The sequence below is a fragment of the Paenibacillus stellifer genome (genome assembly GCF_000758685.1).
Classification (GTDB): Bacteria; Bacillota; Bacilli; order Paenibacillales; family Paenibacillaceae; genus Paenibacillus_AQ; species Paenibacillus_AQ stellifer.
The window spans coordinates 2,642,527-2,668,177 of sequence record NZ_CP009286.1; the positions used below are offsets into that span (position 1 = coordinate 2,642,527).

Consider the following 25,651-nt stretch of genomic DNA (forward strand, 5'->3'; position numbering starts at 1 on the left):
AAGTTAGTACCTAAACAAATTGGAGGTAATTATCATATGTCGAACGGTTACTTTGATGCAGTGAAAAAAAGACGTTCTGTTTACGCAATCAGCAAAGAGCTTCCGGTATCCCAGGAGCAGGTTCAGGAAATCGTGGAGCAGGCTGTTCTGCACAGTCCTAGCTCGTTTAACTCCCAAAGCTCCAGAGCTGTTGTTCTCTTCGGGGACGCCCATGACAAGCTGTGGGATCTGACAAGCGACACGCTGCGCAAAATCGTACCGGCAGAGCAGTTCGAAGGAACTGCACAGAAGATGGCCTCCTTCAAGGCTGGCGCAGGCACGGTGCTCTTCTTCGAAGATGAAGCGGTCGTGAAGAGACTTCAGGAGAATTTCGCGCTGTATGCTGACAACTTCCCGGTATGGGCCAACCAGGCATCCGCAATCCTGCAGCATGTGGTATGGACTGGACTGTCTGAAGCTGGTGTTGGCGCTTCTCTGCAGCACTACAACCCGCTGATTGACGATGAAGTGAAATCGACCTGGGGACTTCCTGCAGAGTGGAAGCTGATTGCGCAGTTGCCATTCGGCGGCATTGTAACTGCTCCGGGAGAGAAAGAATTCGAACCTGTTGAGAAGCGGGTCAAAGTATTCAAATAACATCTTCAAATATCATGGAACACCGGCTGGATGAGATCCGGCAAGATGAAGCCGTTCCCTTTGGGATGGCTTTTTATCTTGAAGCCATACTAGCTATATAGCCATGTGTCAGAACGCTTTGTCCGGCTGCAACTGCACTCAGAAAGGAAGATGTCCATATGATGAAACAACTGATGCTGTACCCGTTTCTCTGGATGTTAGGTCTGTCTATTCTGTTTCTTATCGACAGGGCGATGGGTCAGAGCATCGGCGATACGATAGTTGCCTTTCGTTCGTACTTAACCTCGTCCAGCATTGAAGAGACGATTGCAGTGATTGTGTTGGCCTGCGCGCCAATTGCGGTTCCATTCTTCTCTCTTGTGAGCAAATAACCCGGCTACTGCCGGTAAAGAGCAAACCGACGGCGTATCAGGTGAACGAGAAACAAGAGAAGCGGTATAAATGCAGCCAAGATCAGGACAATCATAATAGAGACTCGTCCTTCAATGAGATGCTCCGGATAATTCTCGGCGCTCATGACAGACAGGAACAGAAGCGACAATCCCGACAGGCAAAACCGCCTTGCGGGAGTCCTGTATCTTGAACAGATCGGTGGCAATGGCTGACACAGCATAGCAGTAGATAGTCAGCTTGAAGAACACCCCGATTATCAAAGTCAGGAAGACAAAGGCGTCCAGTCGCTGTATGAAATCTGCCAGATTCACAAGCGCAATGGTTGTAAACAAAGGGAAAGTTGCTCTGGAATAAATATCTTCGCCTAGAACGGAGATTTCTATAGCATGTGTGATCGTTAGCAGGATACCGCTCAATATCATTGCTATCATACCGGTCTTGCCTGCACGACCGCTTTTGTTCAAGTGGGGAATGATCGTTGTAAAGACGACTGTTTCAAGAAAAGGAAAGACCCAAACATTCGGATAAGCGGATATTACTGCGGTCTTCCAATCCCTGAGGTGCAGAGGGAACAGATTCGACATATCGGGAAGGCCGGAGACGATGACAACAAAGTTGCAGCTGACCCCCATTAGAATCATGATAACGAAGTAAATCTCCGCGGTACGCCCAAGTACCGTCGTTCCCTGGTTCAGTATATATATGACGGCGATGATCATAAAGGCGCTTGTGAAAATGATCGGGGTTCGGTCATAAGAAGCAGCTGTCAGCAGACTGGCTGCTTCGCGCAAATTGCGAGATCCATTATAAAGAAACTGCGCGATGTACAGCAGATTGACGGGCCAGGCGATCCACTTGCCCAAAATGTTCACCGTAATCCCGCTGAGTATTTTGCCAGGGAACTGGCGGGACAAATAGACATAGATGAGGTAGAACAGAACACCCCCCGGAACAGCCATTAAAATAGACAACCATATCGTCCGCTTGCTTTCCAGTCCGATGGGCACAACCAGCGCCGTTCCCAGCTCGAACAATACCATCATTGCAAATAGTTGATTGGACGTGAGACGTTCTTTATTCATCGGCATTTTCCCCTCGGTTCCTTGCACATTATTTCATGTGAGACTTATACGGATTGAGCCTCATCCCGGTGTTGCGGATATACACCTCGACCTTAACATCAAGCTCACCCTTGGCGAAGACTTCGGGCCAATTGTCCTTGACGCGATCCCACTGCGAGGGATTGCTGCGCTTCAGTTCATTTCCGAAATTGAACACATCGGCTTGAAACCGCTGGGCCGCCCGTATGCCATCTTCAACTTCCTTAATGGTCTGCTTCTTTACTTTTTCTTGAAGTATCTTTATGGTCTGCCCGTTCGCGAAAGGTACCGAACTGTGACTTTCGAGTATTGTGCCTTCTTCACGGATTGATATATGAAAGACAGGGGTTCCGTCTCGAAGCTCGGTATGGATATGGGTAATGGCCGAAAAAATATTAACCGCAATCTCTTCCTCGTCTTCATCTGTTTTGACATTAAGCACCGTCTCGCTAATCTTATTCGTTACCCATTGGATGCCTCTTGCTTCAGATCCATCGATCCATTCAGCCAGCTTCTCATCCTTGAACAGACCCATTCCTTTCATTATGAGCGTCTCGGAAGGCTCGGTCTGCTCCAGATTTGATTTGCTGCCTCCCTGATTACGATTGCCGCCTGTAATGATACCGCTTAGAGCGATTTCTCCTTCGCCGGTAATTCCCTTTACGAGGTCGACCACCCGGATATGCTGTGTTTCTCCCCATACCCTGGCCGAGTTATCACTCTTCCGGACCAAGCCTATTGAGGAGATGTTCTCTATTGGAACCAGAACCTTCAGAATGGACCCGGCATCCGACTCTCTGGCCAGCAGGACCGGCGTATTGAGGCGCAGTTCATGTGAGCGTTCAAAAATATCGAATATTCTAACGATTCCCTTGCGGGCCATTGACTCGCCGATCACAAGCAGCTGTGTGTGTGCGAAGAACAGCTGCCGGCTTGTCTTTCTGGACGCCTTGCGAAGAGCGCCGAACAGGGTAGGGTCGCTAACTGTAGCCAAATACACCCCCGGCTGCTGTGTGGTTGCGCCTTTGCTGGTCGAAGTCGCCGATGGAATCACAATCTGGAAGGTGACCTTATAATCTTTGCCGTTCGAAGCCAGGTCGATTCCGATCCCGCTGACGATGGCCAGCTTGTTCAATTCACGGCTGTTCCAGCATCCGGACAGGGTGGAGGATGTCACTGCCGCAAGAACGATACATAGAATAAGGCGCTTAATTCTCACTAGAAGAATTCCCTCCGCTTCGCTCCGGATTGTTGATGGATTTCGTACGGCGCGAATTCCGCATGAAATACAGAGGCGCGCGGAAAATCGTATCCTTCTGGTCCTTGGCGATAAATGGAGCGAACGGTGACATAAACGGTGAGCCGAGTGAGTTAAGGCTGCACAAATGAGCGGTCAGGATCAGCGCCATGATCGTAATGCCGTAAAGTCCCATGAATGCGGCCATGAAGATAATCACGAAACGGAGCATCCGGATGGATAGCGCCATGTTAAAAGCCGGCATCGCGAAGCTGGAAATCCCCGTGAGCGATACGACAATGACCATAGCGGGAGAGACGATCCCGGCTTCCACCGCTGCCTGACCCAGCACAAGCCCGCCGATAATCGAAACGGTCTGACCGATGGTGGAAGGCAGGCGAATCCCGGCTTCCCGGATGATCTCGAATGTGACTTCCATCAGAAGAGCTTCGATAAAGGTTGGAAAAGGCACGCCCTCGCGCTGTGACGCCAGATTGATCAGCAGAGGAGTGGGAATCATCTCCTGATGAAAATTCAGGGCGGCCACGAACAAGGCGGGGCCAAACATGGAAATAATCAGGCAGATCAATCGCAGTATCCGGATCAGCGTCGAGAAATCAAACCGCTGGTAATAGTCCTCGACCGTATGAAGAAACATAAAAAAGCTGGAAGGTGCGATCAGCACAAAAGGTGTGCCGTCCACGAACACCGCAATCCGTCCATCAAGCAAATTACCAGCTACACTGTCCGGACGCTCTGTATTGTACAAGGTGGGGAAGGGGGTATACTTCTTCTGCTCAATTAACTGTTCGATATAACCAGACTCCAGTATGGAGTCAATCCGTATCTCCTGAAGCCTCTTTCGAAGCTCATTAATTTTGTTCTCGTCTGCAAGGCTGTGCACATACATCATGGTGACGGTCGTCTGCGTCACGCGGCCGATCTGAAAGCTCTCTGTCCACAGATCACGGCTCTTAATTCTTCTCCGTACCAAAGCGATATTCGTCCCGATCGTTTCGGAGAACGACTCCTTAGAGCCCCGGATGGACACCTGGGTGGCAGCTTCCGATATGGGACGGGTCTCGCCTCCGCTCATCTCAGCTCCAATCCCCCGGTCCAGCCCGTCGATAACAACGACTGTACAGCCCGACAGAAGTGTGGTATACAGACTGTCCCAATCTTTAATTTCTATCTGCTTGGTCATACTGATTGCCTTCTCCTGGGCAAAAGACAAAAAAAGCCCTGCTATCGGCATTCCGTCGCCGAACTCTGCGCTGCTGTTGAACGACGTCAAATGACTGACGAAGCTGTCTGCCAGCGCCTTGTCCACAATCCCATCGATTTAGACGGCACCTATTTGCAGGTCTGCTCCGGCAAGCTTAATCGTGCGGATGGTCAAGTCGGAACTGCCGCCCAAATCTTGCCGGATCCGGTTCATATTTTCCTCAAGAGAGGAGGAGAGAGGGGAGTTCTGTGTCCCGGTGCTTGCGGACGCAGCTGATTGATTTTGAGATTGTCGCCGGGTAGGCATTGCGCACACCTCCTGTCTAATACTCTTTGCGCGCAATTCCTTTTTTATACAGATGAGTGGAGGAGTGCATACAACTACACGTTGATAAGCATAAAAAAATCCTTTCGAACGCTAGGGTTCGAAAGGACTTGTCCGGTCTTGGCAGAACGGTTAATTATTATTTTGCCGCTGCGCTGGCTGCAGGAGCGGAGGAGGAAGCAGGAGCTGCAGAAGCTTCCGCTTTCTTGGCGTCTGTCAGCGTATTGGTGATCTTGGCTCCCTTGGTCAGATCCTGCATCCAAGTGGAGGACATTTCGGAGATTTTCTGGGTGATCAGTTTCTCGCGAATCTTGTCCTTGGAGTTCTCAAGTGTCGGTGTAACGGCATCCTTATGGTCGGTTACCTTAATAATGTGATAACCGTATTCCGTCTTGACCGGTTCGCTGATTTCTCCGACCTTCATCTTGAACGCGGTATCCGAAAATTCAGCCACCATGTCGCCTTTCTTGAAGTAGTCGAGGTCCCCGCCTTTATCCTTGGAGCCTGTATCGGAGGATTTCTCCTTCGCCAGAGTGGCGAAGTCTGCACCTTCTTTCAGCTGCTTCTCGATGGCGTCGGCTTCTTCTTTGGTTGCTACCAGGATGTGGGAAGCGCGAACTTCTTCTTCGCTGCCGAGCGAAGCTTTGTTCTCGTCATAGTATTTCTTGATATCGTCGTCGGTGACGGTTACTTTTGGCTCGAGCAGCTTGCGGATTTTGACCTGCAGAGGCATTTGCTCCTTCAAGTCGTCCATCGTCATGCCGCTTTGGGACAGAGCGCTTTCGAGGCCGGACTCGCCGCCGAACTGTTCCTGAAGATCTTTGATTTCGGCCTGAATGTCGGCGTCGCTAACCGTAACTTTGTTCCGATCGGCTTCCTGGTCAACCAGTTCCTGCGTAATCATCGATTGCAGCGTGGATTCGCCGCCTGCTTTGACCAGCTTGTCATAAAGTTCATTCTTCGTAATATCCTTACCGTTGACCGTTGCGACCGGAGTATCGCCGTCAGCTTTCTGGAATGGTGGCTTGATCAATACAATAATCAGCGCAACCACCAGAACGACAGAGGCGATCATCCATGCATTGACGCTGCGGGGACGTGCCGGAACGCCTGCGGGCTGTTCACCGGCTCTGTCCATCACGGGGATTACCTCTTTTGTGTTATCGACTTCGGCGACCTCCGCGTCCGTCGTGTTGTTCCTTTGTTCGTTCTCTTCAAACTTCTTTTCGTCCATTGCTACTATGACTCCCTTCAATTATAGGTGATGCCTGTCTTCAACCACTTTACCAGAAAAAATGCCACTAAACCTTAAGAGAGCATAAAAAATGCGCTTTCTTTGTAAAGAAAGGCTTCAAAACACGGCAAAAGGCCGGAAAACACGGATTTCCATGTCTTCCGGCCTTTTGCCGTTTCGAAGTCTGTAACCGCTTTAGGAAATACGGGTGTTGAGCAGTTGGCGGATATGATCCTGCTTTCTTCTCGGAATGCGGACCCGTTTGGCGTACCAGCTCTTGTCTCCAAAATACACGCAGTCATCTTCGACGGAAGTGACTTTGTTCAAATTAATGTACACGCCGCCTTGTACATGATAGTAGCTCGAAGATTGCAGCAACCGGTTCAGCTGTTCGGCAGACATTCTCTTTTTAATGTTGTAGTTTCTGCCGTGAAAAATGACCAGGTCGTGATCTCCGACCTTAAAGAACAGAACGTCCGTTTCCACCTCGAAGTCCTCATATACATTTCTGGCTTCCAGTAGAATGCTGCTCATTCCTGTTCCCCCTTATAAATATTTTAATGTATGTTAGCGCTTTCATTATAACACGGCAGTCAGGAGTTGAAAAGACTTATTTTTAAACTATTTTTGACTTTTCGAATGTCGGATTTGTCATTGACGGTGAAAAACTGTACATTAAATAAGAATCACGGAACATATGCCATACTGCAGTTCCGGCAAGATACCGAGGAGGAGAGAGAAATGAACAATACTGCAGAGCTGCTGTTGCTAGTGGGGTCCTACTCCCCATCCGACAAGGATGGAATTCATGTATACCGTTTTGAAGCAGAGGGCGGGGGGAAGCTTGAACGGCTTAGCGGAACGGACGGCATTGCGAATCCGACGTTTCTGAATGTCGACGCTGGAACCAAGCGCCTTTACGCCATAGGGGAATGTGTAAATTCCGATGGAGTTAAAGAAGGAGAAGTTGCTGCCTATTCGATTGATGTTAAGTCCGGAACCCTCGGGGAATTGAGCCGTACGGGTACGATGAAGGCTGAGAACGGAGTCCAGACGACGACTTGTCACATCAACCGGGATTCATCAAGCCGGTTTCTAACCGTTGTGAGCTATCATGGAGGCAAGATTGGCATTGTCGAGCTTGACAATGAAGGTCGTACGGTCAAGCTGACCGACACAGCCCTTCATGCAGGCCACGGAGCCGACCCTGTACGCCAGGACCGGCCTCATCCGCACTGCGCCATATTCAGTCCAGACGAACGCTACTTGTTCGTATGCGATCTTGGTCTCGATCTGATTCGAGGCTACCGGGTGGACCGGGATACGCTCAAGCTTGAGCTGCATGGCGACACGAAGCTTCATCCGGGCGCGGGACCTCGGCATTTCACGTTTCATCCAGACGGGCATTCCGCTTATGTCATCAACGAAGTCGATTCGACAATCACCGCTTTTACATACGACGCCCAGAAAGGTCAGTTGACGTTGGCGGAGACTTATCCGGCTCTTCCATCAGACTTTAAAGACGAGAACACCTGCGGCGAAATCACGCTATCTCCCGACGGCCGGTTTCTGTACGGCTCCAACCGCGGTCACGACAGCATCGTCGTGTATGAAGTGAATGGTCCGGCTAAGCTCGAATATGTGGAGCATGTCTCGACCCACGGAGGCCATCCCCGGCACTTTGCGCTGACTCCGGACGGAGCCTACCTGATCTGCGCCAACCGGGACGGCAACAACCTTGTCGTCTTTAGTAGAAATGCCGCTAGCGGCAGACTGGCTTTCACCGGTGTTGAAGCCGAGGTATCCAAACCGGTCTGCGTCAAACCGGTCGAGATCCGGGCGTAAATTAATCGCGGAATCGTCTGTCGCTTAACGAAGCGACACCGGTTTGAACGGAACGATGGTTGAGACGGCCGATTTGAACAGAACATTTTGTCTGCCGTCATGCTGCCCTTGAAGTGTAAGGGTGTAAGCATCATAGGAGGTCATGATTCCCTGAATTTTGACCCCGTTGGTGGTGAAGATGGTTAACGGTACTTTGTTTTGAACGAATTGGCTCAGCATGCGCTCCTGAAGCTTTTGATTTTCCACTTTGGCAGCACTCCAGTTTTTTGGGATGAGTAACTGCATCAAGTATAGCATGGAACAGGGACATACCGGAAACGGTCTCCCTCTTCCTTGCATTACATAGGAGGATAGTAAGAATGATTTGGGGCCGCAGGTCTAGAGGTTTCAAGCTGTTTCTTTTGTTTACAGGCATTTTCGGGGTTATCGCTTTGATGGTAGCCTACAATCTGACAAAGTCGTGGGATGCGTGGATCATTTCCGCCGTTCAATCCGCCGAATCGCCTGGTTTGACGTCTCTGGCCAAGGTTTTGTCACTGGTCGGCTCGTCGAAAATTGTGGTTCCGCTTTCGTTAGCTATTATAGTCGCACTGTTTCTGCTGTTCAGACACCGGTTTGAATTGGTGCTGTTTCTCTGGACAGGCGCAACTTCCCACATGCTGAACAGTGTTCTGAAAAGTCTGTTACACCGCGAGCGCCCCAATATCCATCGGATCATCGAAGAGGCCGGATTCAGCTTTCCAAGCGGACACTCTATGGCGGCATTTACCGTATACGGGACGCTCACATTTTTGCTGTGGCGGCACATCCCCTCCAGAACCGGCCGCGTTCTGCTGGTATTCGTCTGCTTCCTGTTGACGGCAGCGATCGGATGGAGCCGGATATATCTCGGCGTCCATTATCCCAGCGACGTTATCGGAGGCTACGCTGCAAGCTGCGCTTGGCTGATGCTGTCCATCGTTCTGTTCGAGACCTGGAGGAGCGCTCTGAACAAGCGCCAATCGAACAAGAAGGCCGCCTGAAGGAGGATAACTTCCTCCCGGTGAGCCTGGGCAGCGCAAACAGCCGGACGCGCCTTAAGGGCGATGTCCGGCTGAAACTAAGCTGGCCATGTGCTAATTCTGATGCGTGCCCGGGCTTTGGAGCCGGTCATGTCCGAACTCGGCGCATTTCAGGTTGATCTTGGCCTTGAGCATAGCGGGCAGGCCTGCCTTGATTTTGGCGCCTTCTTCACGGGTGAGCCGTCCTACGGCTACAGCCTCGTCGATCCGGGCACCTGCTTTCTCGGTCAGCTTCTGTACATACTGTTCCTCGCTCCAGCCTTTTTTCTCTTTGGCGATTTCGGCGAGGCTTTTGCCTGATTTAAGAGCCTGGTGCAGCTCCTGGCCTTCCATTCCGAACAGCCCGGCGCTTTCACGGAAGATGAAATGCCCTTTGCCCCGATGCTTCTCCGGCTGCTTGGAGTCATCCCGCGAATCCGCAGGGGCGAACGCCGCATTAGATGTCTGTCCGGCCTGAGACTCCGGACAAGCTGAGGCAGACGCCTCCGCCGACAGCGCGATGCAGAGGGCAGCCGAAAGAACGGCCGCTTTCACTATTAGTGGCTTCATGGATGTCACCTCTTTTCCGTCAGGAATTGGACTGCATCCTACAGTATTTCCAGATAATCGGAAAGAAACGCGGGTAATAATATAGAACCAGATGCGATATGTTCCGGCATAATATGATAAGGAGAGGATGAGCCTTGAATTTTGGCGCACGCGTACTAAAAACGGGACTTGCTGTCACGCTTGCCCTATATGTGGCCGCGCTGCTGAAATTCCCTTCGTCCACGGGGGCGGGAATTGCGGCAATCTTTGCGATGCAGCCCTCCATATACCGTTCCTGGCGCCATTTTCTGGATCAGGTCCAGACCAGCACGATCGGTGCCATCATTGCTCTTGGCGGCGGGATGCTGCTGTCCAGCCAGCCCATCGCCATCGGCATCGTATGTATTCTGGTGATTATGCTGAGCATGAAGATGAAACGCTCGGATACGATCGGACTGACGCTCGTCACCGTCATATCCGTGATGGAAGCCTCGGGCCAGTGGCAGTTCGCGCTGAACCGGTTCCTCGTTCTGATGACGGGCATAGTCTCGGCTTTTGTCATTAATATACTGGTCTTCCCGCCCAAGCCGCGCAAGCAGTACATCAATCAGATTGAAAATGTGTTCAGCAGCTTATCCCTGCTCATGAGGACAGCCGTATCACATGAAATGAAGGAGAGCGTGTTCAGGGACGAGAAGAATGCGCTTGAAGGCTCGATTCGCTCATTGGCGGATAAATACGCCTTGTTCGAAGAAGAACAGAAGAAGCTGCTGCGCCCCAAGTACAGCCAGACAAGGGAACTGGTTGTCTACAAGAACATGCTGGCATCGCTGCAGAAGGGCTTTGAGGTGCTGGATGCGGTGGACCGGCATTATTTCCAGGCTGAGCGGGGCGATGACACCGACGAAGAGTTTGACCGTCATTTGGAGCTGCTGATCCGGTATCATGAGCATATCCTGCTGAAGTTTCAGAACAAGATCAAGCCGGGACTGAACGATACCGATCCGCTCGGCGAAGACAATGACCGGTTTCTGGAATCGGTTGTCATGGGCTACCAGCCGGGCAACACGAGCCGGTTGAGGCTGGCGGTTATTGCGGGGGCGGTGTATGATTACGGCTATCAGCTGGAAAGACTGGACCGGGTCGCGGAGCAGATCAACCGGGCCGCGGACGATAAAAAGGACGATAAAAAATAGGGCAGGAAAAGCCAACAAAAAATCCGGTTCCGCGAAGGAACCGGATTGTTATATTTCATAAGGAGTTCAGTGTCAATACTTGATCTGACAGGCGATAATTGATAAAATTGAAAAATGCCACATTAATAAAACTCAAAAAAACATAGTAACTCTAATATATTTTATCATGAATGAATTATAGTGTCAACCTATAAAAGGGGATGAATTTCGTGTCTAATCAAGAGGCCGAATGGAAGGCAGAACAGAAAAGAGTAGACGGGGTAACCGGGCTTCTGAAAAAGCACATAAGGGCGCTGTCGGAGGAGCTTGGGCTGCACCGGAGCGACGTTGTCGAGCTGCGGAAGGATTTCTGGGAAGAGGTCACCGTCAACTTCAGCAGCCCGGACGATCTCGGCGAGACATCGACCAGCCTGCGGCAGCAGGCCCAGGTGCTCAACGAGCGCGAACGCCATCACCTGCAGTCCAGCAAGGCGCTGAAGAAATACAGGAAGCTGGTGGTTTCGCCATACTTCGGGCGCATTGATTTCGCTGAAGCGCCGGACGGAGAGACCGAGCAGATCTATCTTGGCATTGGCTCGCTGATGGAGGATGACGGGAATTTCCTGGTCTACGACTGGCGGGCGCCGATCTCCAGTCTGTATTATGACGGAGCTCCGGGAACCTCCTCCTTCGAAACACCGGCTGGAACGGTCAACGGCGAGATGAGCCTGAAGCGGCAGTTCGTCATCGATGACGGAGTGATCGAGGTTATGTTCGACACCGGGGTGACGATTGGCGACGAACTGCTGCAGCAGGTGCTCAGCCACAGTGCGGACGACCGGATGAAATCCATTGTCGCGACAATCCAGAAAGAGCAGAACGCCATTATCCGGAACGACCGGAGCCGGATGCTCGTCGTACAGGGAGCGGCCGGAAGCGGGAAGACATCGGCTGCCCTGCAGCGCGTTGCCTATCTGCTCTATAAATACAGAGACAATCTGCAGGCCGACCAGGTGCTGCTGTTCTCGCCGAACCCGCTGTTCAACAGTTACGTGTCTACCGTACTGCCAGAGCTCGGAGAAGACAACATGCAGCAGACCACGTTCCAGATGTATCTGGAGCACCGGCTGGGCCAGGAATTTCAGCTGGAGGACGTATTCAGCCAGACAGAGACGCTGCTGAACAGTCCGGAAGGCCCCGAGATTGATGCGCGGCGAGACGGGATTGCCTATAAGTCCTCTGTAGGCTTCCTCGACGCCATTCGCCGGTACGCGACCCGGCTTGAGGCAGAGGGGATGCTGTTCAAGCCGTTGACCTTTCAGGGGCGTGCGATCGTGGGCAAGGAGGAGATGGAGAGGCAGTTCTACAGCTATGATCCTGCGATCCGGCTCGCGAACCGGATTGAGCTTATGAAAGGCTGGCTGCTGAAAAAGGTCGCCGAATTCAGCCACAGCGAGCGGAGCGCCGCCTGGGTCGAGGATCAGATGGAAGTAATGGATACGGACGAGTACCACCGCGCCTATCAAATGATGCGGCGCAAGCAGCGGGGCAAGAAAGAGACCTTCGACGATTTCGACACCGAAAAGGAAATGCTGGCCCGGTATATCGTCAGCCAGCGGCTGAAGCCGCTTCGGGGCTGGATCAAGCGCAACCGGTTCGTGGATGCCAAGGGGCTGTATTCCCGCCTCTTCCAGGACCGTGATCTGCTGGAGAAGTTGAATAAGGGAATATCGCTTCCGGACAGCTGGAGCTCCGTCTGCCGGCAGACGCTGGACGCTCTCTCCGAAGGCTCTATGGCGTATGAAGACGCCACTCCATTTCTGTACCTGAAGGAGCTCAGCCAGGGCTTCCATACCAATACAGCGATCCGTTATGTATTCGTGGACGAAGTACAGGACTATTCGCCGTTCCAGCTTGAGTTTCTGCGCCGTCTGTTCCCGAGGGCCAAGATGACGGTGCTCGGCGATCTTAACCAGGCCATCTATGCCCAGGGCGAAGCGCTTGGGGAACTCGGCGGTCTCGTCAGCATTTACGGAGAAGAGAATACGGAAGTGGTCTCCCTGACCCGCAGCTACCGCTCCACCTACGAGATCGTGCAATTTACCCGGTCGATGATTCCGGGGGGCGAACGGATTGTACCGTTCAACCGGCAAGGCGAGGCGCCGCTTGTCCGTCAGGTTGGCGGAGGCGATGAGCTTCTGGCCGAGGTGGAAGCCGATATCCGGAATTTGCATGCCCAGGGCTATCACTATGCTGCAGTCATCTGCAAAACGGCAGAGGAAAGCGCAAGGGTGCATGCCCTGCTCAAGGAACGGCTTGACGTTCAGCTCGTAACCAAGGATACGCCGAACTTCCAGAAAGGGACGCTTGTCCTGCCGGCCTATCTGGCCAAAGGGGTCGAATTCGATGCCGTCATTATCTACGACGGTTCGGAGGAGCGCTACACCCGGGAGAGCGAGCGCAAGCTGTTCTATACAGCCTGCACGCGCGCCATGCACGTTCTGCATATTTTTTCACCGGGAACGCCAAGCCGGTTCATTCCCGTTACAGCTCCTGATGAGGGAGTACACGTCAAATCGCTGCAATAGCGGCCGGTGCACAATAGAGAACCAAACTCACTGCAGAGAACCAAACTCAATGCGCTGCGGCCAGAATCGATAATAGCCTTCTCCGATCTGCGGGGAAGGCTTTTCTAGTGCTATGCCATGCATAATCGACCCGCCAGGACCACATTATAGAGGTGCCGTGTACTTCTTGTTAAAGGTGGGCCGTTCATGAATACCAAAAAATGGGACATGCTGGCGCTTGCCTCAATTCCACTGATCATGACGCTTGGCAATTCCATGCTGCTTCCGGTGCTGCCGCAAATAGCCCGTGAGCTGTCCATCAGCTCATTTCAGGTCAGTATGATCATCACTATTTATGGAGTCGTAGCCATTATCATGATTCCGGTCGCAGGTTACTTATCGGACCGTTTCGGCCGAAAGGCGGTTATCCTGCCCGCGTTAATCATCGCCGCGCTCGGCGGAGCCGTCTCGGCGGCCGCGGCGTGGCTGATGAGCGGAACATCCGCCTACTGGACGATTCTGGGAGGGCGGCTGCTGCAAGGAATCGGTGCGGCGGGCGCTTTTCCCATTGTGATTCCGTTCGTTGGAGATCTGTTCGAGGATGAAGAGGAGGTCAGCCGAAGTCTGGGACTGATTGAAACCTCCAACACCTTCGGCAAAGTGCTGAGTCCGATCCGAGGCCACTGAAAAAGTCCATCTCATAGAAAAAGGTACAGTCTTTCAATTAAATTGAAGAGGCTGTACCTTTTTCTGTATAATGGAGTCATAACGAAAAGCGGGTGAGTGCGGATGATACGGCAACAACAAACTTTAATCCTGAGTCCTTACGCGGCATTGTATGACATCGTTGTACCAAAGGACAATATGCTTCGTCAAATTAACGATTTGGTGGACTTCACTTTCATATACGAGGAACTCGAAAAGAAATACTGCTTGGACAATGGACGCAACGCCATTGACCCTATTCGCATGTTTAAATACTTGCTTCTGAAGGCAATCTTTGAATTGTCTGACGTAGATATTGTTGAGCGTTCAAAGTACGACCTCTCGTTCAAATTTTTTCTTGGCATGGCACCAGAAGACTCGGTAATCGACCCCAGTTCTCTGACGAAATTCCGTAAACTGCGGTTGAAAGACATGAATCTCTTGGACATGCTCATTGGTAAGACCGTAGAACTTGCCATCGAGCAGAATATCCTGAAGAGCAACTCCATCATCGTCGACGCAACGCATACGAAAGCACGCTACAACCAAAAAACGCCCCAAGAAATTTTGCAAGACCGTGCACGTAAATTACGAAAAGCCGTGTATACCATGGATGAATCGGCCAAGGCCAAGATGCCGGCAAAGAATACGACGAGCGAACTCGAGGATGAACTTACATACTGCCAAAAACTCGTCCACTTCATCGAAAACGAGAGCGGCATTGCACAGGTGCCCAAAATTCTGGAGCCGCTCAACCTGCTAAAAGAAACGGTTGCGGATGATGTTGAGCAGCTTCGTTTGGCGGCAGATCCGGATGCGCGCGTGGGACATAAGAGTGCAGATTCCGCGTTTTTTGGATACAAAACTCATCTTGCGATGACCGAAGAACGGATCATTACAGCGGCTGTAATTACAACAGGCGAACAGAATGACGGCAAGCAATTGCAGACGCTCATCGAAAAGAGCGTAGCGGCTGGCATGCAGGTCAAAACGGTGATTGGGGATACAGCCTATTCAGAAAAAGGAAATATTGCTTACACGAAAACAAATGAAATTGAACTGGTTTCCAAACTAAATCCGCTCATTACGCAGGGCGCGCGAAAGAAAGAAGACGAATTTTTGTTCAACAAAGATGCAGGCATGTACGTATGTCCAGCTGGACACATGGCCATTCGGAAGGCTCGGCAAGGCAAGAAGGGCGAGGGCCAAAACCAGCAGACTACCTATTATTTTGATGTGGATCAATGCAAGCGTTGCCCGCTTAGGGAAGGCTGCTACAAAGAAGGAGCCAAGAGCAAGACCTACTCCGTAACGATTAAATCTGAAGAGCACACGGAGCAGATGGCGTTCCAGGAAACGGAGTATTTTAAGACAAAAGCGAAGGAACGTTACAAAATTGAAGCGAAGAACAGTGAGCTTAAACATGGACACGGGTATGATGTAGCGATATCCTCGGGTCTGCTTGGCATGCAGTTACAAGGTGCGATGGCCATATTTGCTGTAAACCTAAAACGAATATTAAAGATAGCAGAGTAAGGATAAGGAGCAATACGCCCCTAAAAAGAAGACACCCTCCCCCATATACTGGGAATGGATGTCTTTTTTACGTATTCACTTCTCACCAAGATTGAAAAACTGTAAGTTCTTCAGCGGCCTCGTCCGATCCTGGGCGCTTTTTTGGGCGCGCTCCTGTGGTATCTTCCTTTTATCACCATACCGGTCCTGTGCCTGATTTCATTCCTGCTTGTTCTGTTTCTGGTAAAAAGCCCCCGGAGCATGTCCAAGAGCAGCTCGACGGTTCATGAGTTCCTCTCGGGAATTCGGGATATTCTCCGGCAAAAAGGGCGCTGGCTATACGCGATCTTCGCAGCCGGCTGCATCTGCATGTTCGTCACATTCGGCGTGCTGTTCTATCTGTCCGAGATTTTGGAGCTCAAATACGGCTTGCGGGGTTCACTGAAGGGACTGGTGCTCGCTATTCCGTTGGCGCTTTTGTGTCTTGCATCCTATGGTGCAGGCAAGCTTATCGGCAACAACAAAAAAAGAATGAAATGGCTCGGATTTGGCGGCATGTCGCTGCTGACAGCGGCGATGGCTGCAGCCGGTTTCTTCAAGGGGATCGCCGTGATTGTCGGACTTCTCGGAGCGGGAGGGATCGGAATCGGAATCGCGCTGCCCTGCCTGGATGCTCTGATTACGGAAGGGATTGACAAGGAGAACCGGGGAACCATCACCTCGCTGTACAGCAGCATGCGGTTTATCGGCGTCTCGCTCGGCCCGCCGGTCGTATCGCTGCTGATGAATGCCGGGCGCTGGGCGCTGTTCGGCACAATGCCGGGCGCTGGCGCGGCCGGTCTGCTGCTGACGCTGTTCGCCATCAAACCGAGCAAGGGAAGTAAGGACGAGAACAACGGTAACGGGGAAGCACGGAAGAAGCCGGAATTTCAAGCGGGGACCGCTGCACCTGGGGGCGGCCTTCGCCGCAAAGGGCGGGCGCCGGGTTAATCTTCATACGGCTCGCCGGTGTTTCTCCGGATGGTGTCCAGCATGAACCGAAGTTCACGAAGCTGGCTCTCTGAAAGGCCGGCGAAGGCGGAAATGAGATGCTGCTGCTCAACGGGTCTTGTTGCGGCCAGAAGAGCCTGGCCTTCGGCGGTTGCGTTCAGCAGATACGCTCTGCGGTCGGTTGCCGACACGGTCTTTGTAATCAGGCCTTTCTTCTCCAGCAGCTCGACAATCCGTGCGGTGGTGGGCTGGTCCTTGTCGACATGCGAGGCGATCGCCTTCTGATTGATATCGGGATAGCTGACAATGGTGTAGAGGACGGTCCACTGCTCGGGGGTTATGCCGTAGGGCTTGAGCTCACGGGCGTAATGGGTGGACAGACGCCGGTAGGCGGAGCCGATCAGAAATCCAAGGGACTGGTCCAGAGTGGGTGTTGTCATTTCAGTTGCTCCTTTGCTTGTGGTTGCCTGTATGAAGCTGTATGTAACATGGTAGGGGAAACCTGAAGACATTTCAAGCGGGGCAAGGCAGCTTCTCTTCATATCCATAATAAAAAGCTCTTGTTCCCAATAAAAGGAACAAGAGCTGTGCCGCGTCCGGCATTTTCCTCTTCTGCGTGAAGTCGGTGCATGTGCCGGCTGGCGCTGATTAAGCCTGCTTGGTAACCTGCGGAACCTTCTCCCAGTCCTTCAGGAAGCGTTCGATACCGTTGTCGGTTAGCGGATGCTTCCACAGAGTCGGCAGCAGGGAGCCCGGGATAGTAGCGATGTGGGCGCCTGCAAGGGCGGCTTGCTCTACATGGGCAATATTTCGGATGCTGGCGGCGATAATTTCGGATTTCAATCCATAATTGGTCAGGATCGTCTTCAGATCCTTGATCAGCTTCATGCCGTCTACACCGATATCGTCAAGACGTCCGACGAACGGGCTGATGTAAGTAGCGCCCGCCTTGGCAGCCATCAGGCCTTGAGCAGCGGAGAAGATCAGGGTTACGTTGGTCTTGATGCCTTTCTTGGTCAGCTCATAGCAGGCTTCCAGGCCATCTTCTGTCATAGGCAGCTTGATTACGACGTTGGAGCCCCATTCAGCGATTTCCAGCGCTTCTTCGAGCATTTCGGCCGCTTTCAGGCCGATAACCTCGGCACTGACAGGACCGGGGACGATTTCAACGATTTCCTTGATGACATCCTTGAAGAGTCTGCCTTCCTTTGCGATAAGTGACGGGTTCGTCGTTACGCCGTCAACCAGTCCGAGACGCGTGATGCGTTTGATTTCTTCAATGTTGCCAGTATCCAAGAAAAACTTCATTCCTGTATCCTCCTCTGGTTTTCACAAATGTTCTAGCAGTTGGACAATTCCATTATGAAACAATGGTATCGAAGATTCAACTGTTAATTTGATTATTTCAAAATAACTTTTATAATTCGCGTCAGAAGGCCGATTAACATGGCCTCCGGCGAAAAAATCCCGAAGGTGCATTCCATAAGCGGGGCCTGTCATGTTAAGATATAGGCGGCTTGCTTAATCCGGGATGAAGGCCGTTTCAGGCGTGATATTTGCCCTGCGGCTCATTGAGCACCCATTCCAGCATGAGGATCATATCCTCAATCCGCTCCTTTTGCGAGAGCAGGCTGCTGCGCAGCGGGTCCTGGCCGGCAAGCGGCTCGATCCGCGAATCCAGAGACCGCCGCTGAAGAGTTAACTCGTTGATTTTCGATTTAATTTGATTTTCGGTTCTCATTTCGTCTTTTCCTCCCGGAAGCAATGGGTTTAAGGTCATGATGTTCTCATTATAACGGCTAATAGGGGTGCAACCAAATGAATATGAAACAGCTTGCTGCCGAAGCGGCGGTTGATTATGTAAAAGATGGCATGAAAGTGGGTTTAGGCACGGGTTCTACAGCGTACTTTGCGATCAACAAGCTGGGTGAACGGGTCAAGGAAGGACTCCAAATTACGGCGGTTGCGACCTCGGTCGCTTCCGAAGAGCAGGCCCGCGAGCTGGGCATCCCGCTCGTCCCGTTTGCGCAAGTCGACCGCCTGGATCTGACCATCGACGGAGCCGATGAGCTGGACGGCAGTCTGCGGCTGATCAAGGGCGGCGGCGGCGCCCTGCTGCGCGAGAAGATCGTCGCCATGGGCAGCGATCGGATGATCGTAGTGGCGGATGAGAGCAAGGCGGTCCGGACACTGGGCAAGTTCCCGCTGCCGGTCGAAATTGTGCCGTTCGCCTGGGAGTGGACGCTTAAGGATATTCTCAAGCTGGGCTGTGAGGCGGAGCTTCGGCGCGAAGGCAGCGAGCTGTACAAGACGGACAATGGCAATTACATTGCTGACTGCCGCTTTGGCGCCATTGAAGATCCGGCTGCGGTAGCGGCAGCGTTGCAGGCTCTTCCTGGAGTCGTGGAGCATGGCTTGTTCATCGGGATTGCCAATATGGCCATTGTGGGCAAAAGCGACGGTACAATTGACATCATTACAGCCAAGGAGAAGGCTTGATAACGAACAAGCATCGGTCCCGGCTGACACAGGAACGCCGGGACAGACCGGAACGCTCGGTCGCCGCTGCCGTGTGCCTAGTGCTGTATGCCGCCTGCCTGATCTACTGGATGTTCTTCGGATTCGGAAGAAGCGTGCATCTGGCCATGGATGAACCGCTGAGCTACAACCTGGTTCCGTTCAACACAATCCGGCTGTATCTTAGAGCGGCAGCGTGGCTTCCTCCGCAGATTGTGGCGGTTAACCTTCTGGGGAACGTTGCGGTATTCGTGCCCTTAGGCATGCTGCTTCCGCCATCATGCAGGATGAGGTCGCTGCTTGAACTGCTGCTGTGGTTCATTCCCGGGATCTTTCTCGTGGAGATCCTGCAGATGCTGCTGCGGGCAGGAAGCTTTGATGTGGATGACATCATTTTAAACGGGCTTGGGGTATGGATAGGCTACGGATTGCTGAGGCTGTGCTCCCGGTTCTTTCGAAAGAGCGGGTGAATGAAACAATGCTAACCGATTTGAAATCTAGATTTGATACAGCCGAAATCGCGGAGCTGATGTCCTATGCGGTCGCGGGAGATCCATCGGCACTTGAGCATGCGGCGCTGGAATACCAGCATAATTCCGGGCTGGAACTCTTCGGCTGGGAGGATGACGGGCTGGTCGTCGGACTGGTCGGCTTCGAGGAGACGGAAGACGGCTCGCTGGAACTGCGGCATATTGCCGTTCTTCCGGAGAACCGCGGGAAAGGCTATGCGCGCGGCATGATTCTGGAGCTAATGACACAGCGGAATCCCCGTTATGTCGTAGCGGAGACTACCGATGAATCGACAGCTGATTTCTATCGCGCGCTGGGCTTCATGGTCTATTCGCTCGGCGACGGTCCGAACGGAGCCGAAGTGCTCCGCTGCGTCTATGAGGTAGAGGAGCCGGAAGAGGATTAAGCTGGCGGCGTCCTTACAGGAACTCAATTGAATGAGTATACACAGAGTGTCTGAACCGTTTGACGGATTTGGACGCTCTTTTTTATATACGGAATGAGGCTTCGTTGATCCTTGATTTAATGATGGTTGGAACTCAGGTTTTCTGCAAACCCGAGATGTTTTTCATCTCGTTTCTTGACAACACCGGGTGGATGACATATAGTTTTACAGTGAAATAGTTCTATTGGTGAACTAAATGAGAAGGAGATCGCATCAAATGAACAACGAGACTGCACAGCTGATTAATCGTTACTTGGATGCCTATCAGATTGTTACGCGGAGAATCGGCGCGCGGATCAGGGAGGGCATCGCGGAGGGGCTTACAAGCGACCAATTTACGATTCTCCGGCTGATTCACGGACAGGAGAAATGTACGTCCACCTTTCTCGCAGAAGCTTGCTGTGTGGGCAAAAGCTCCATCACCGCGATCGTCAACCGGCTTGTGGAGGCAGGGCTCATTGATCGCACACGGGACGAGAGCGACCGCAGACAGGTCTATTTGACCATCAGCAGTCTGGGCAGCCAAGTGTTCGATGAGGCGAATCAGAACGTATCGGAGATCCTCACTCCATACTTGCTGCATTTTGATGAAGATCAGATCGAGCAGTTTATTTCCATGTTCGAGAAGCTGGCGGATCTGATGAAGGAATCAGGAGGTCAAGAAGAATGAAGACGATTTTGAAAGCAAGATGGGCCATTATCGCCATATGGCTGGCGGCGGCAGTTGTATTGGTCATGACGGCCCCATCCTTCTCGGATCTGGTTCGGGAGAAAGGGCAAATTTCCGTTCCGGACGGATATTCCTCTTCCAGAGCCTCGGAGATCCTGAAGGAGGTTGAAGGGGCAAAGGGCGGCGATAGCCTCAAGCAGGTTGCGCTCGTCTTTAACAACCCGAAAGGCATAGGCGAGAAGGAGAAGGAGAGCGTCAAGCAGGGCGTCGAGAAGCTAAGCGCGAACAAGGATGAGCTGAACCTGGACAGCATCACCGATCCTTTTTCCCAAGAGACGCTTAAGGACACGCTGATCGCCAAAGACGGCAAGACGATAATGGTTGCGCTGTCGGTCAAGGGCGGGGAGGACAACGTCAAGAATTTACCGGATAAAGTTGAACCGCTTCTGAAAGACGTTGACGCCGACCACTATTTGACAAGCGAAGGATTGATCAACGAGGACACCATTCTCAGCTCGGAAGCCGGTCTGAAGAAATCCGAGTATATTACGGTTATCTTCATTCTGCTCATTCTGTTCGTCGTGTTCCGCTCGTTCGTGGCGCCTTTCGTGCCGCTTCTGACGGTCGGTATCAGCTATATCGTATCTCAGTCCGTCGTGGCGTTCCTTGTGGACCGCTTCGAGTTCCCGCTGTCGACCTTTACGCAAATCTTCATGGTGGCGGTCATGTTCGGGATCGGGACAGATTATTGCATTCTGCTGATCAGCCGGTTCAAGGAAGAGCTGGCGCATACGGATGATACGAAGACAGCTATCCTGGAAACCTACCGCAAAGCAGGGGGGACTGTATTCTATTCCGGGCTTGCCGTGTTTGTCGGCTTCCTGGCAATCGGCCTGTCCAAGTTCATGCTGTACCGTTCAGGCGTTGCCGTTGCTGTAGGGATTGCAGTGATGCTGCTGGCTCTGGTTACGGTCGTCCCGTTCTTTATGGCTGTGCTGGGCAAGAAGCTGTTCTGGCCTTCCAAAGGCAAGCTGGAGCACAGCGAGAGCCGGATCTGGGGCGCCGCAGGCTCCTTCTCGCTGAAGAGACCGTGGGCGGCGCTGCTTATCGTAGCCGTAATTGTTGTACCGTTCCTGCTGACTTATTCCGGCAAGCTGTCGTTCAACAGCCTGGAGGAAATCGGCGACCGCTACGATTCGGTCAAGGGCTTCAACATTATATCCGACAGCTTCGGCCCCGGCGAATCGATGCCTGGCAAGATTGTGATCAAGAACGACGACAAGATGGACAATGCGGAGTATATGGGTCTTGCGGAAAAGATCAGCCGTGAGGTTCAAGGTGTTGACGGCGTCAAGACTGTGCGCAGCATGACCCGACCGACCGGCGAGCTGATCAGCGATTTCCTGATCCCGTCACAGGTCGGAACCTTGTCCGAAGGGATCGGCAAGAGCACCGAGGGTCTCGACAAAATCCAGAGCGGATTGTCCGAGGCAAGCTCGCAGCTTAAGGCAAACGAGCCTAAGCTGAATCAAGCCGTATCTGGCGCGAAGCAGCTGACAGAAGGTACGGATGAGCTGAAATCAGGCATCGCCGCGCTTGGTGACGGACTGACGAAGATTCAGAAGGGCATCCAGAGCGGCTCCGCCGGAGCCGGCGAAATCAAGAGCGGCTTGCAGCAGGCCGCTGCAAGCGCAGAGCAGCTGAGCGCGGCGCACAAGAAGCTGCTTGCCGGTTACCAACAGGTCGGTTCCGGCCTGAGCGCCCTTACCGGCGGAATCGGCCAGATTCAGGAACAGCTGACCGGCGTATCAACGGCGCTGAGCGGACTCGGGGCCAATTTCACCGGATTGGAAGAGGGCCATCCTGAGCTCCTGCAGGATGCGAACTACCTGACAATCAAGGGAACGGTCACGAAGACCGGCGAGGGAGTGGGGCAACTGACCTCCGGCCTCGGCCAGATTTCGCAGCAGCTTGGCGGCGCGGCCAAGGGCATCGAGCAGGCCAACGCCGGCTATAAGCAGGCTGTCGCCGGCCAGGATGCGCTGGCTCAAGGACTTCAGAAGCTTGCTGCTGGTATCGGCCAGCTCCAGACCGGCCTGAATCAGGCCGCGAGCGGCCAAGGACAGATTATCAGCAAGATTCCTTCCATCACGAACGGCCTTAACGAGCTGCAGGGCGGACAGAAGCAGCTCGCGGAGGGAGTCGGCCAGCTGACCGGCCAGATCGGGCAGCTGACGGATGGACTGAGTCAGAGCGCAGCGGGCTTGAAGCAGATTTCTACCGGCCTCGGATCGGCCCAGGATTATCTGGACCAGGTACAGGCAGCTGGCAACGATGAGCTGAGCGGCTTCTTCATTCCGGCAGAGGCGCTCGAATCGAAAGATATCCAGAAGATCTTCGATACGTATCTGTCCGATGACAAGAAAGTGATGACACTGGATGTCGTCTTCCGCGACAATCCATACAGCACGGCCGCCATCGACAAGGTGGATGATATCCAGGCGGCGGTGGAACGTGCGGTCAAAGGCACGAAGCTGGAAAATGCGGAAGTGGCGATCAGCGGGGTAACGAGCACCTATCATGACCTGCAGACGATCTCCAATCAAGACTATAAACGAACGGTTATGCTCATGCTGGGCGGCATCTTCCTGATTCTGATCTTCTTGCTCCGCTCCATCGTGATGCCGATTTATCTCATATTGTCTCTGCTTTTGACTTACTACACAGCGATGGGCGTTACGGAAGCGATCTTTGTCCATCTGCTGGGCTATTCCGGCATTACGTGGACGACGCCGTTCTTCAGCTTCGTCATGCTGATCGCGCTGGGGATCGATTACAGCATCTTCCTCATGTCCCGGTTCAATGAGAACCAGAGCTGGGATGTTAAAGACGCGATTCTGCATGCGATGCGAAATATGGGAACCGTCATCCTGTCGGCGGTCATCATTCTGGGCGGCACCTTCGCCTCGATGATCCCGTCCGGCGTTCTCTCGATGATGCAGATCGCCAGCGTCGTTCTCTCCGGACTTGCGCTGTATGCGCTGCTGTTCCTGCCGTTCTTCGTACCGGTTATGGTACGGATGTTCGGCCGAGCCAACTGGTGGCCGTTCAAGCCGAAGGAGAATGAAGAGTCCGGTCGGCATGGATTGAACTTGTAAGTTCGGATAAGCACGATAACTTCGAATAAGCCATCAATGCGAATAAGCATCATAATCGGATAGGATTCGATCCGAATCCAACACACAGAGAGCCGCCTGGAATGGGCGGCTCTCTTTCTTGTGGTACGCGTTATTTCACCCGGGTATTCCAAGAGATTCGGTCCCGGTGAGCGGATACTTGTTGACTCTTATCTTAGGCCAGCCAGGAAGCTGCGCAGCGCCCAGCCCCGTTCCTGACGCTTCTTGTATTTCGGAAGAGAACGGTAGACAGTGACCGATTCCGAGAACGCCTGCTTGGCTTCCGCACTTTGGCCGAGCGCGCGGTATGTATTCCCGAGAAGATAATAAGCCTCGCTGGAGGAGGACTGGATATCCTGAAATTCCCGAAGATAGCGCAGCGCTTTATCGCGGTCCGAATGGCGGAAAGCCTCTGCCAGCCTTAAGTAGGGTCTGCCGTACTGCACCCTTGGATTGATCTCAAGTCCGCGAAGCATCTGCTGCTCGCCTTCCTCCAGCCGGTCCAGCCGAATGTTGGCATATCCTAAATCGGTCCAGTATTCAGCGGAGTGCTCATAGCGGTCTTCAATCTGCAGCAGCAGCTCCTGCGCTTCCCGATATTTCTTGCGTTCGGCAAGCAGCCTGGCGAGTTCGAATTTGGATGTGACATCATTGGGATTCAATGAAATCTGAGTCCGGAGCCTGGAGATTTGCCTGGCTCTGCGGAAGGGTCTTGTAACACTGGGGAAGATCCCCACATAACGGCGGTCCAGCACATACAGGATCGCCAGCAGAATGATCAGCGCGAGAAACGGATTGCCGACCAGATTCCACAATAGCACGAAAATGAAGATTTTACCCATGATACCCCTCCAACATATACTGTTGCCGGCCGACGGCGGCCGAACAATCACAAGAATTATAGCATTGTTTCGGTTCGGCAGAAAATGGAAGATTTCATAATGAAAAAGGGGGACGACTGTCTTGGGACGGAGGGCGTACAATCCACGCTATTCCCGGTTCTCCCCGGTCCCATAAACACCCCATAAACGGCCCCTTATTTCCTAGCAGTCAAGTGTGATTTATGACGATGGACTCAATTTTTACCGGGAATGCACAAAAACTGTTTAGGATTGGAAAGAAGGGGGTAAACGTTCTTAAGTTATCGGGTCCATGAAGGGCCTAATTCCAGGATTGAGGAGGCCGAAACACATGAATTTGTATGTACATAATCTTATGGCGTTCAATCAACAGAATTTCCGGCCTCATCCGGCCGTAATGGAGGCTAAGCGGGGCACGGCAGGCGAGGCCGGTCTCAGCTTTCAGGAGATCCTGAATGAGAAGATGAGCACAGGCAGACCGGAACTTAAGAACAGCAAATAATCGGCACAATAATGTGAAAAGGCCGGAACCCGGGTGAACTCGGGTATCCGGCCTTTGCCTGTTTAGGGGATAACTTCTTGCAGCGCTCACTGACTGAACCGGCCTGGGCCAAAGTTCGGACAGTGTTTTCGGCCCGCACTCTGCCGCGCGCCCGAAGTCGTCCGGGTCAGCGGACCTCGAAGAATTCGCAGTCCCGGCGCGAATAGTAGGTAAGGTCACTGACTCTTGATTGAATAATAATGTCACTGTCGGTGAACCGGACGACGGTCGCTCCTGAATTAACGAGATGATCGTCCTGGAATACCCGGACGGGAAGCTTCTTGTCCATTGCTTCCTGGAAATCCCGGTCGGTGATGAGCGGCCGGTTAATCGGCATGGTACATTCTCCTTTTTACCGTAATGATTGTGCTCTGGCTTAATATCAGAAGTATACCCC

Annotated in this window: 26 protein-coding genes and 1 pseudogene; 15 read left to right on the forward strand and 12 right to left on the reverse strand. The window is 52.7% G+C overall.

Annotated elements, in window-relative coordinates:
• The first annotated feature begins 36 nt into the window (after positions 1-36).
• Positions 37-636: a nitroreductase family protein gene (locus PSTEL_RS11985; protein ID WP_038695588.1), complete on the forward strand. Its 600-nt coding sequence runs from the start codon at positions 37-39 to the stop codon at positions 634-636.
• 158 nt (positions 637-794) lie between these two features.
• Complete coding sequence (locus PSTEL_RS11990; RefSeq protein WP_038695590.1) at positions 795-1,007, forward strand: YczF family membrane protein; 213 nt, start codon at positions 795-797, stop codon at positions 1,005-1,007.
• A gap of 111 nt (positions 1,008-1,118) precedes the next feature.
• Here the strand turns inward: PSTEL_RS11990 and PSTEL_RS11995 are convergent, their stop codons facing one another.
• The 5 genes from PSTEL_RS11995 to PSTEL_RS12015 all read right to left on the reverse strand — a co-directional run bounded on the left by PSTEL_RS11995 (position 1,119) and on the right by PSTEL_RS12015 (position 6,683).
• Positions 1,119-2,111, reverse strand: a complete 993-nt coding sequence (locus PSTEL_RS11995) for a GerAB/ArcD/ProY family transporter (RefSeq protein ID WP_245625139.1) — start codon at positions 2,109-2,111, stop codon at positions 1,119-1,121.
• A 28-nt stretch (positions 2,112-2,139) separates the two neighbouring features.
• Positions 2,140-3,348, reverse strand: a complete 1,209-nt coding sequence (locus PSTEL_RS12000; protein WP_245625140.1) for a Ger(x)C family spore germination protein — start codon at positions 3,346-3,348, stop codon at positions 2,140-2,142.
• The gene (locus tag PSTEL_RS12005) at positions 3,338-4,696 is read right to left on the reverse strand and encodes a spore germination protein (RefSeq protein ID WP_245625141.1); all 1,359 of its coding nucleotides are present in this window, start codon (positions 4,694-4,696) and stop codon (positions 3,338-3,340) included. Before PSTEL_RS12005 ends, PSTEL_RS12000 begins: the two co-directional genes overlap by 11 nt.
• Positions 4,697-5,054: 358 nt before the next feature.
• Positions 5,055-6,149, reverse strand: coding sequence for a peptidylprolyl isomerase (locus PSTEL_RS12010; RefSeq protein ID WP_084064998.1), 1,095 nt, complete (start codon positions 6,147-6,149; stop codon positions 5,055-5,057).
• 195 nt (positions 6,150-6,344) lie between these two features.
• Complete coding sequence (locus PSTEL_RS12015) at positions 6,345-6,683, reverse strand: hypothetical protein (RefSeq protein WP_038695592.1); 339 nt, start codon at positions 6,681-6,683, stop codon at positions 6,345-6,347.
• Between the two features lie 207 nt (positions 6,684-6,890).
• On the opposite strand from PSTEL_RS12015, the gene PSTEL_RS12020 reads away from it, so the two are divergent.
• The gene (locus PSTEL_RS12020; protein ID WP_038695594.1) at positions 6,891-7,994 is read left to right on the forward strand and encodes a lactonase family protein; all 1,104 of its coding nucleotides are present in this window, start codon (positions 6,891-6,893) and stop codon (positions 7,992-7,994) included.
• A 24-nt stretch (positions 7,995-8,018) separates the two neighbouring features.
• Here the strand turns inward: PSTEL_RS12020 and PSTEL_RS12025 are convergent, their stop codons facing one another.
• Positions 8,019-8,240: an RNA chaperone Hfq gene (locus tag PSTEL_RS12025; protein WP_084065424.1), complete on the reverse strand. Its 222-nt coding sequence runs from the start codon at positions 8,238-8,240 to the stop codon at positions 8,019-8,021.
• A 155-nt stretch (positions 8,241-8,395) separates the two neighbouring features.
• Between PSTEL_RS12025 and PSTEL_RS12030 the strand changes: the two genes are divergently transcribed.
• Positions 8,396-9,016 (forward strand): phosphatase PAP2 family protein, encoded by a 621-nt coding sequence (locus PSTEL_RS12030; RefSeq protein ID WP_245625142.1) that lies wholly within the window; start codon positions 8,396-8,398, stop codon positions 9,014-9,016.
• A 93-nt stretch (positions 9,017-9,109) separates the two neighbouring features.
• Here PSTEL_RS12030 and PSTEL_RS26250 read toward each other — a convergent pair whose 3' ends face one another.
• Positions 9,110-9,604, reverse strand: coding sequence for a hypothetical protein (locus PSTEL_RS26250; RefSeq protein WP_052098394.1), 495 nt, complete (start codon positions 9,602-9,604; stop codon positions 9,110-9,112).
• Between the two features lie 134 nt (positions 9,605-9,738).
• Between PSTEL_RS26250 and PSTEL_RS12040 the strand changes: the two genes are divergently transcribed.
• From PSTEL_RS12040 to PSTEL_RS12060, 5 genes and pseudogenes are all read left to right on the forward strand, one after another.
• Positions 9,739-10,779 carry an FUSC family protein gene (locus PSTEL_RS12040; protein ID WP_038695598.1) on the forward strand — a complete coding sequence of 347 codons (1,041 nt, stop codon included), beginning with the start codon at positions 9,739-9,741 and terminating at the stop codon, positions 10,777-10,779.
• A 200-nt stretch (positions 10,780-10,979) separates the two neighbouring features.
• On the forward strand, positions 10,980-13,346 hold the full coding sequence (gene helD, locus PSTEL_RS12045; protein WP_425415267.1) for an RNA polymerase recycling motor HelD: 2,367 nt from the start codon (positions 10,980-10,982) through the stop codon (positions 13,344-13,346).
• A 186-nt stretch (positions 13,347-13,532) separates the two neighbouring features.
• A pseudogene (locus PSTEL_RS12050) lies at positions 13,533-14,006 on the forward strand (MFS transporter); the annotation flags it as partial.
• 108 nt (positions 14,007-14,114) lie between these two features.
• Positions 14,115-15,566, forward strand: coding sequence for an IS1182 family transposase (locus PSTEL_RS12055; protein ID WP_038692958.1), 1,452 nt, complete (start codon positions 14,115-14,117; stop codon positions 15,564-15,566).
• A gap of 129 nt (positions 15,567-15,695) precedes the next feature.
• Positions 15,696-16,535 carry an MFS transporter gene (locus PSTEL_RS12060; RefSeq protein WP_425415278.1) on the forward strand — a complete coding sequence of 280 codons (840 nt, stop codon included), beginning with the start codon at positions 15,696-15,698 and terminating at the stop codon, positions 16,533-16,535.
• On the opposite strand, the gene PSTEL_RS12065 is transcribed toward PSTEL_RS12060, so the two are convergent.
• The 3 genes from PSTEL_RS12065 to PSTEL_RS12075 all read right to left on the reverse strand — a co-directional run bounded on the left by PSTEL_RS12065 (position 16,532) and on the right by PSTEL_RS12075 (position 18,276).
• The gene (locus PSTEL_RS12065) at positions 16,532-16,975 is read right to left on the reverse strand and encodes a MarR family winged helix-turn-helix transcriptional regulator (protein ID WP_038695600.1); all 444 of its coding nucleotides are present in this window, start codon (positions 16,973-16,975) and stop codon (positions 16,532-16,534) included. The genes PSTEL_RS12060 and PSTEL_RS12065 overlap by 4 nt on opposite strands.
• Positions 16,976-17,183: 208 nt before the next feature.
• A complete protein-coding gene (gene fsa, locus PSTEL_RS12070; protein WP_038695602.1) occupies positions 17,184-17,843 on the reverse strand; it encodes a fructose-6-phosphate aldolase in 660 nt (219 codons plus the stop codon).
• Between the two features lie 235 nt (positions 17,844-18,078).
• Entirely contained in the window at positions 18,079-18,276 is a 198-nt protein-coding gene (locus PSTEL_RS12075) for a hypothetical protein (protein ID WP_038695604.1), read from the reverse strand.
• Between the two features lie 77 nt (positions 18,277-18,353).
• On the opposite strand from PSTEL_RS12075, the gene rpiA reads away from it, so the two are divergent.
• The 5 genes from rpiA (at position 18,354) to PSTEL_RS12100 (ending at position 23,835) form a co-directional block, all read left to right on the forward strand.
• Positions 18,354-19,034: a ribose-5-phosphate isomerase RpiA gene (gene rpiA, locus PSTEL_RS12080; protein WP_038695606.1), complete on the forward strand. Its 681-nt coding sequence runs from the start codon at positions 18,354-18,356 to the stop codon at positions 19,032-19,034.
• Positions 19,031-19,522 (forward strand): VanZ family protein, encoded by a 492-nt coding sequence (locus PSTEL_RS12085; protein WP_245625143.1) that lies wholly within the window; start codon positions 19,031-19,033, stop codon positions 19,520-19,522. Before rpiA ends, PSTEL_RS12085 begins: the two co-directional genes overlap by 4 nt.
• A 20-nt stretch (positions 19,523-19,542) precedes the next feature.
• On the forward strand, positions 19,543-19,968 hold the full coding sequence (locus PSTEL_RS12090; protein WP_342666572.1) for a GNAT family N-acetyltransferase: 426 nt from the start codon (positions 19,543-19,545) through the stop codon (positions 19,966-19,968).
• 256 nt (positions 19,969-20,224) lie between these two features.
• Entirely contained in the window at positions 20,225-20,677 is a 453-nt protein-coding gene (locus PSTEL_RS12095; protein WP_038695610.1) for a MarR family winged helix-turn-helix transcriptional regulator, read from the forward strand.
• Positions 20,674-23,835: an MMPL family transporter gene (locus tag PSTEL_RS12100; RefSeq protein WP_038695612.1), complete on the forward strand. Its 3,162-nt coding sequence runs from the start codon at positions 20,674-20,676 to the stop codon at positions 23,833-23,835. The genes PSTEL_RS12095 and PSTEL_RS12100 overlap by 4 nt, the downstream gene beginning before the upstream one ends.
• 188 nt (positions 23,836-24,023) lie before the next feature.
• Here PSTEL_RS12100 and PSTEL_RS12105 read toward each other — a convergent pair whose 3' ends face one another.
• On the reverse strand, positions 24,024-24,695 hold the full coding sequence (locus PSTEL_RS12105) for a tetratricopeptide repeat protein (protein ID WP_038695614.1): 672 nt from the start codon (positions 24,693-24,695) through the stop codon (positions 24,024-24,026).
• 349 nt (positions 24,696-25,044) lie between these two features.
• On the opposite strand from PSTEL_RS12105, the gene PSTEL_RS27940 reads away from it, so the two are divergent.
• Positions 25,045-25,215, forward strand: coding sequence for a hypothetical protein (locus PSTEL_RS27940; protein WP_169744571.1), 171 nt, complete (start codon positions 25,045-25,047; stop codon positions 25,213-25,215).
• A gap of 166 nt (positions 25,216-25,381) precedes the next feature.
• On the opposite strand, the gene PSTEL_RS12110 is transcribed toward PSTEL_RS27940, so the two are convergent.
• Entirely contained in the window at positions 25,382-25,591 is a 210-nt protein-coding gene (locus PSTEL_RS12110; RefSeq protein WP_038695616.1) for a hypothetical protein, read from the reverse strand.
• Positions 25,592-25,651 lie beyond the last annotated feature (60 nt).

Excerpts from the sequence above, each read along its gene's own strand:
- PSTEL_RS12105 (WP_038695614.1), bottom strand. The coding sequence starts at position 24,695 with ATGGGTAAAATCTTCATTTTCGTGCTATTGTGGAATCTGGTCGGCAAT.
- PSTEL_RS11995 (WP_245625139.1), bottom strand. The coding sequence starts at position 2,111 with ATGAATAAAGAACGTCTCACGTCCAATCAACTATTTGCAATGATGGTA.
- PSTEL_RS12055 (WP_038692958.1), top strand. The coding sequence starts at position 14,115 with ATGATACGGCAACAACAAACTTTAATCCTGAGTCCTTACGCGGCATTG.
- PSTEL_RS12015 (WP_038695592.1), bottom strand. The coding sequence starts at position 6,683 with ATGAGCAGCATTCTACTGGAAGCCAGAAATGTATATGAGGACTTCGAG.
- PSTEL_RS26250 (WP_052098394.1), bottom strand. The coding sequence starts at position 9,604 with ATGAAGCCACTAATAGTGAAAGCGGCCGTTCTTTCGGCTGCCCTCTGC.
- PSTEL_RS12020 (WP_038695594.1), top strand. The coding sequence starts at position 6,891 with ATGAACAATACTGCAGAGCTGCTGTTGCTAGTGGGGTCCTACTCCCCA.
- PSTEL_RS12065 (WP_038695600.1), bottom strand. The coding sequence starts at position 16,975 with ATGACAACACCCACTCTGGACCAGTCCCTTGGATTTCTGATCGGCTCC.
- PSTEL_RS12075 (WP_038695604.1), bottom strand. The coding sequence starts at position 18,276 with ATGAGAACCGAAAATCAAATTAAATCGAAAATCAACGAGTTAACTCTT.
- rpiA (WP_038695606.1), top strand. The coding sequence starts at position 18,354 with ATGAATATGAAACAGCTTGCTGCCGAAGCGGCGGTTGATTATGTAAAA.
- fsa (WP_038695602.1), bottom strand. The coding sequence starts at position 17,843 with ATGAAGTTTTTCTTGGATACTGGCAACATTGAAGAAATCAAACGCATC.
- PSTEL_RS12095 (WP_038695610.1), top strand. The coding sequence starts at position 20,225 with ATGAACAACGAGACTGCACAGCTGATTAATCGTTACTTGGATGCCTAT.
- PSTEL_RS12010 (WP_084064998.1), bottom strand. The coding sequence starts at position 6,149 with ATGGACGAAAAGAAGTTTGAAGAGAACGAACAAAGGAACAACACGACG.
- PSTEL_RS11985 (WP_038695588.1), top strand. The coding sequence starts at position 37 with ATGTCGAACGGTTACTTTGATGCAGTGAAAAAAAGACGTTCTGTTTAC.
- PSTEL_RS27940 (WP_169744571.1), top strand. The coding sequence starts at position 25,045 with ATGAATTTGTATGTACATAATCTTATGGCGTTCAATCAACAGAATTTC.
- PSTEL_RS12100 (WP_038695612.1), top strand. The coding sequence starts at position 20,674 with ATGAAGACGATTTTGAAAGCAAGATGGGCCATTATCGCCATATGGCTG.
- PSTEL_RS12110 (WP_038695616.1), bottom strand. The coding sequence starts at position 25,591 with ATGCCGATTAACCGGCCGCTCATCACCGACCGGGATTTCCAGGAAGCA.
- PSTEL_RS11990 (WP_038695590.1), top strand. The coding sequence starts at position 795 with ATGATGAAACAACTGATGCTGTACCCGTTTCTCTGGATGTTAGGTCTG.
- helD (WP_425415267.1), top strand. The coding sequence starts at position 10,980 with ATGAATTTCGTGTCTAATCAAGAGGCCGAATGGAAGGCAGAACAGAAA.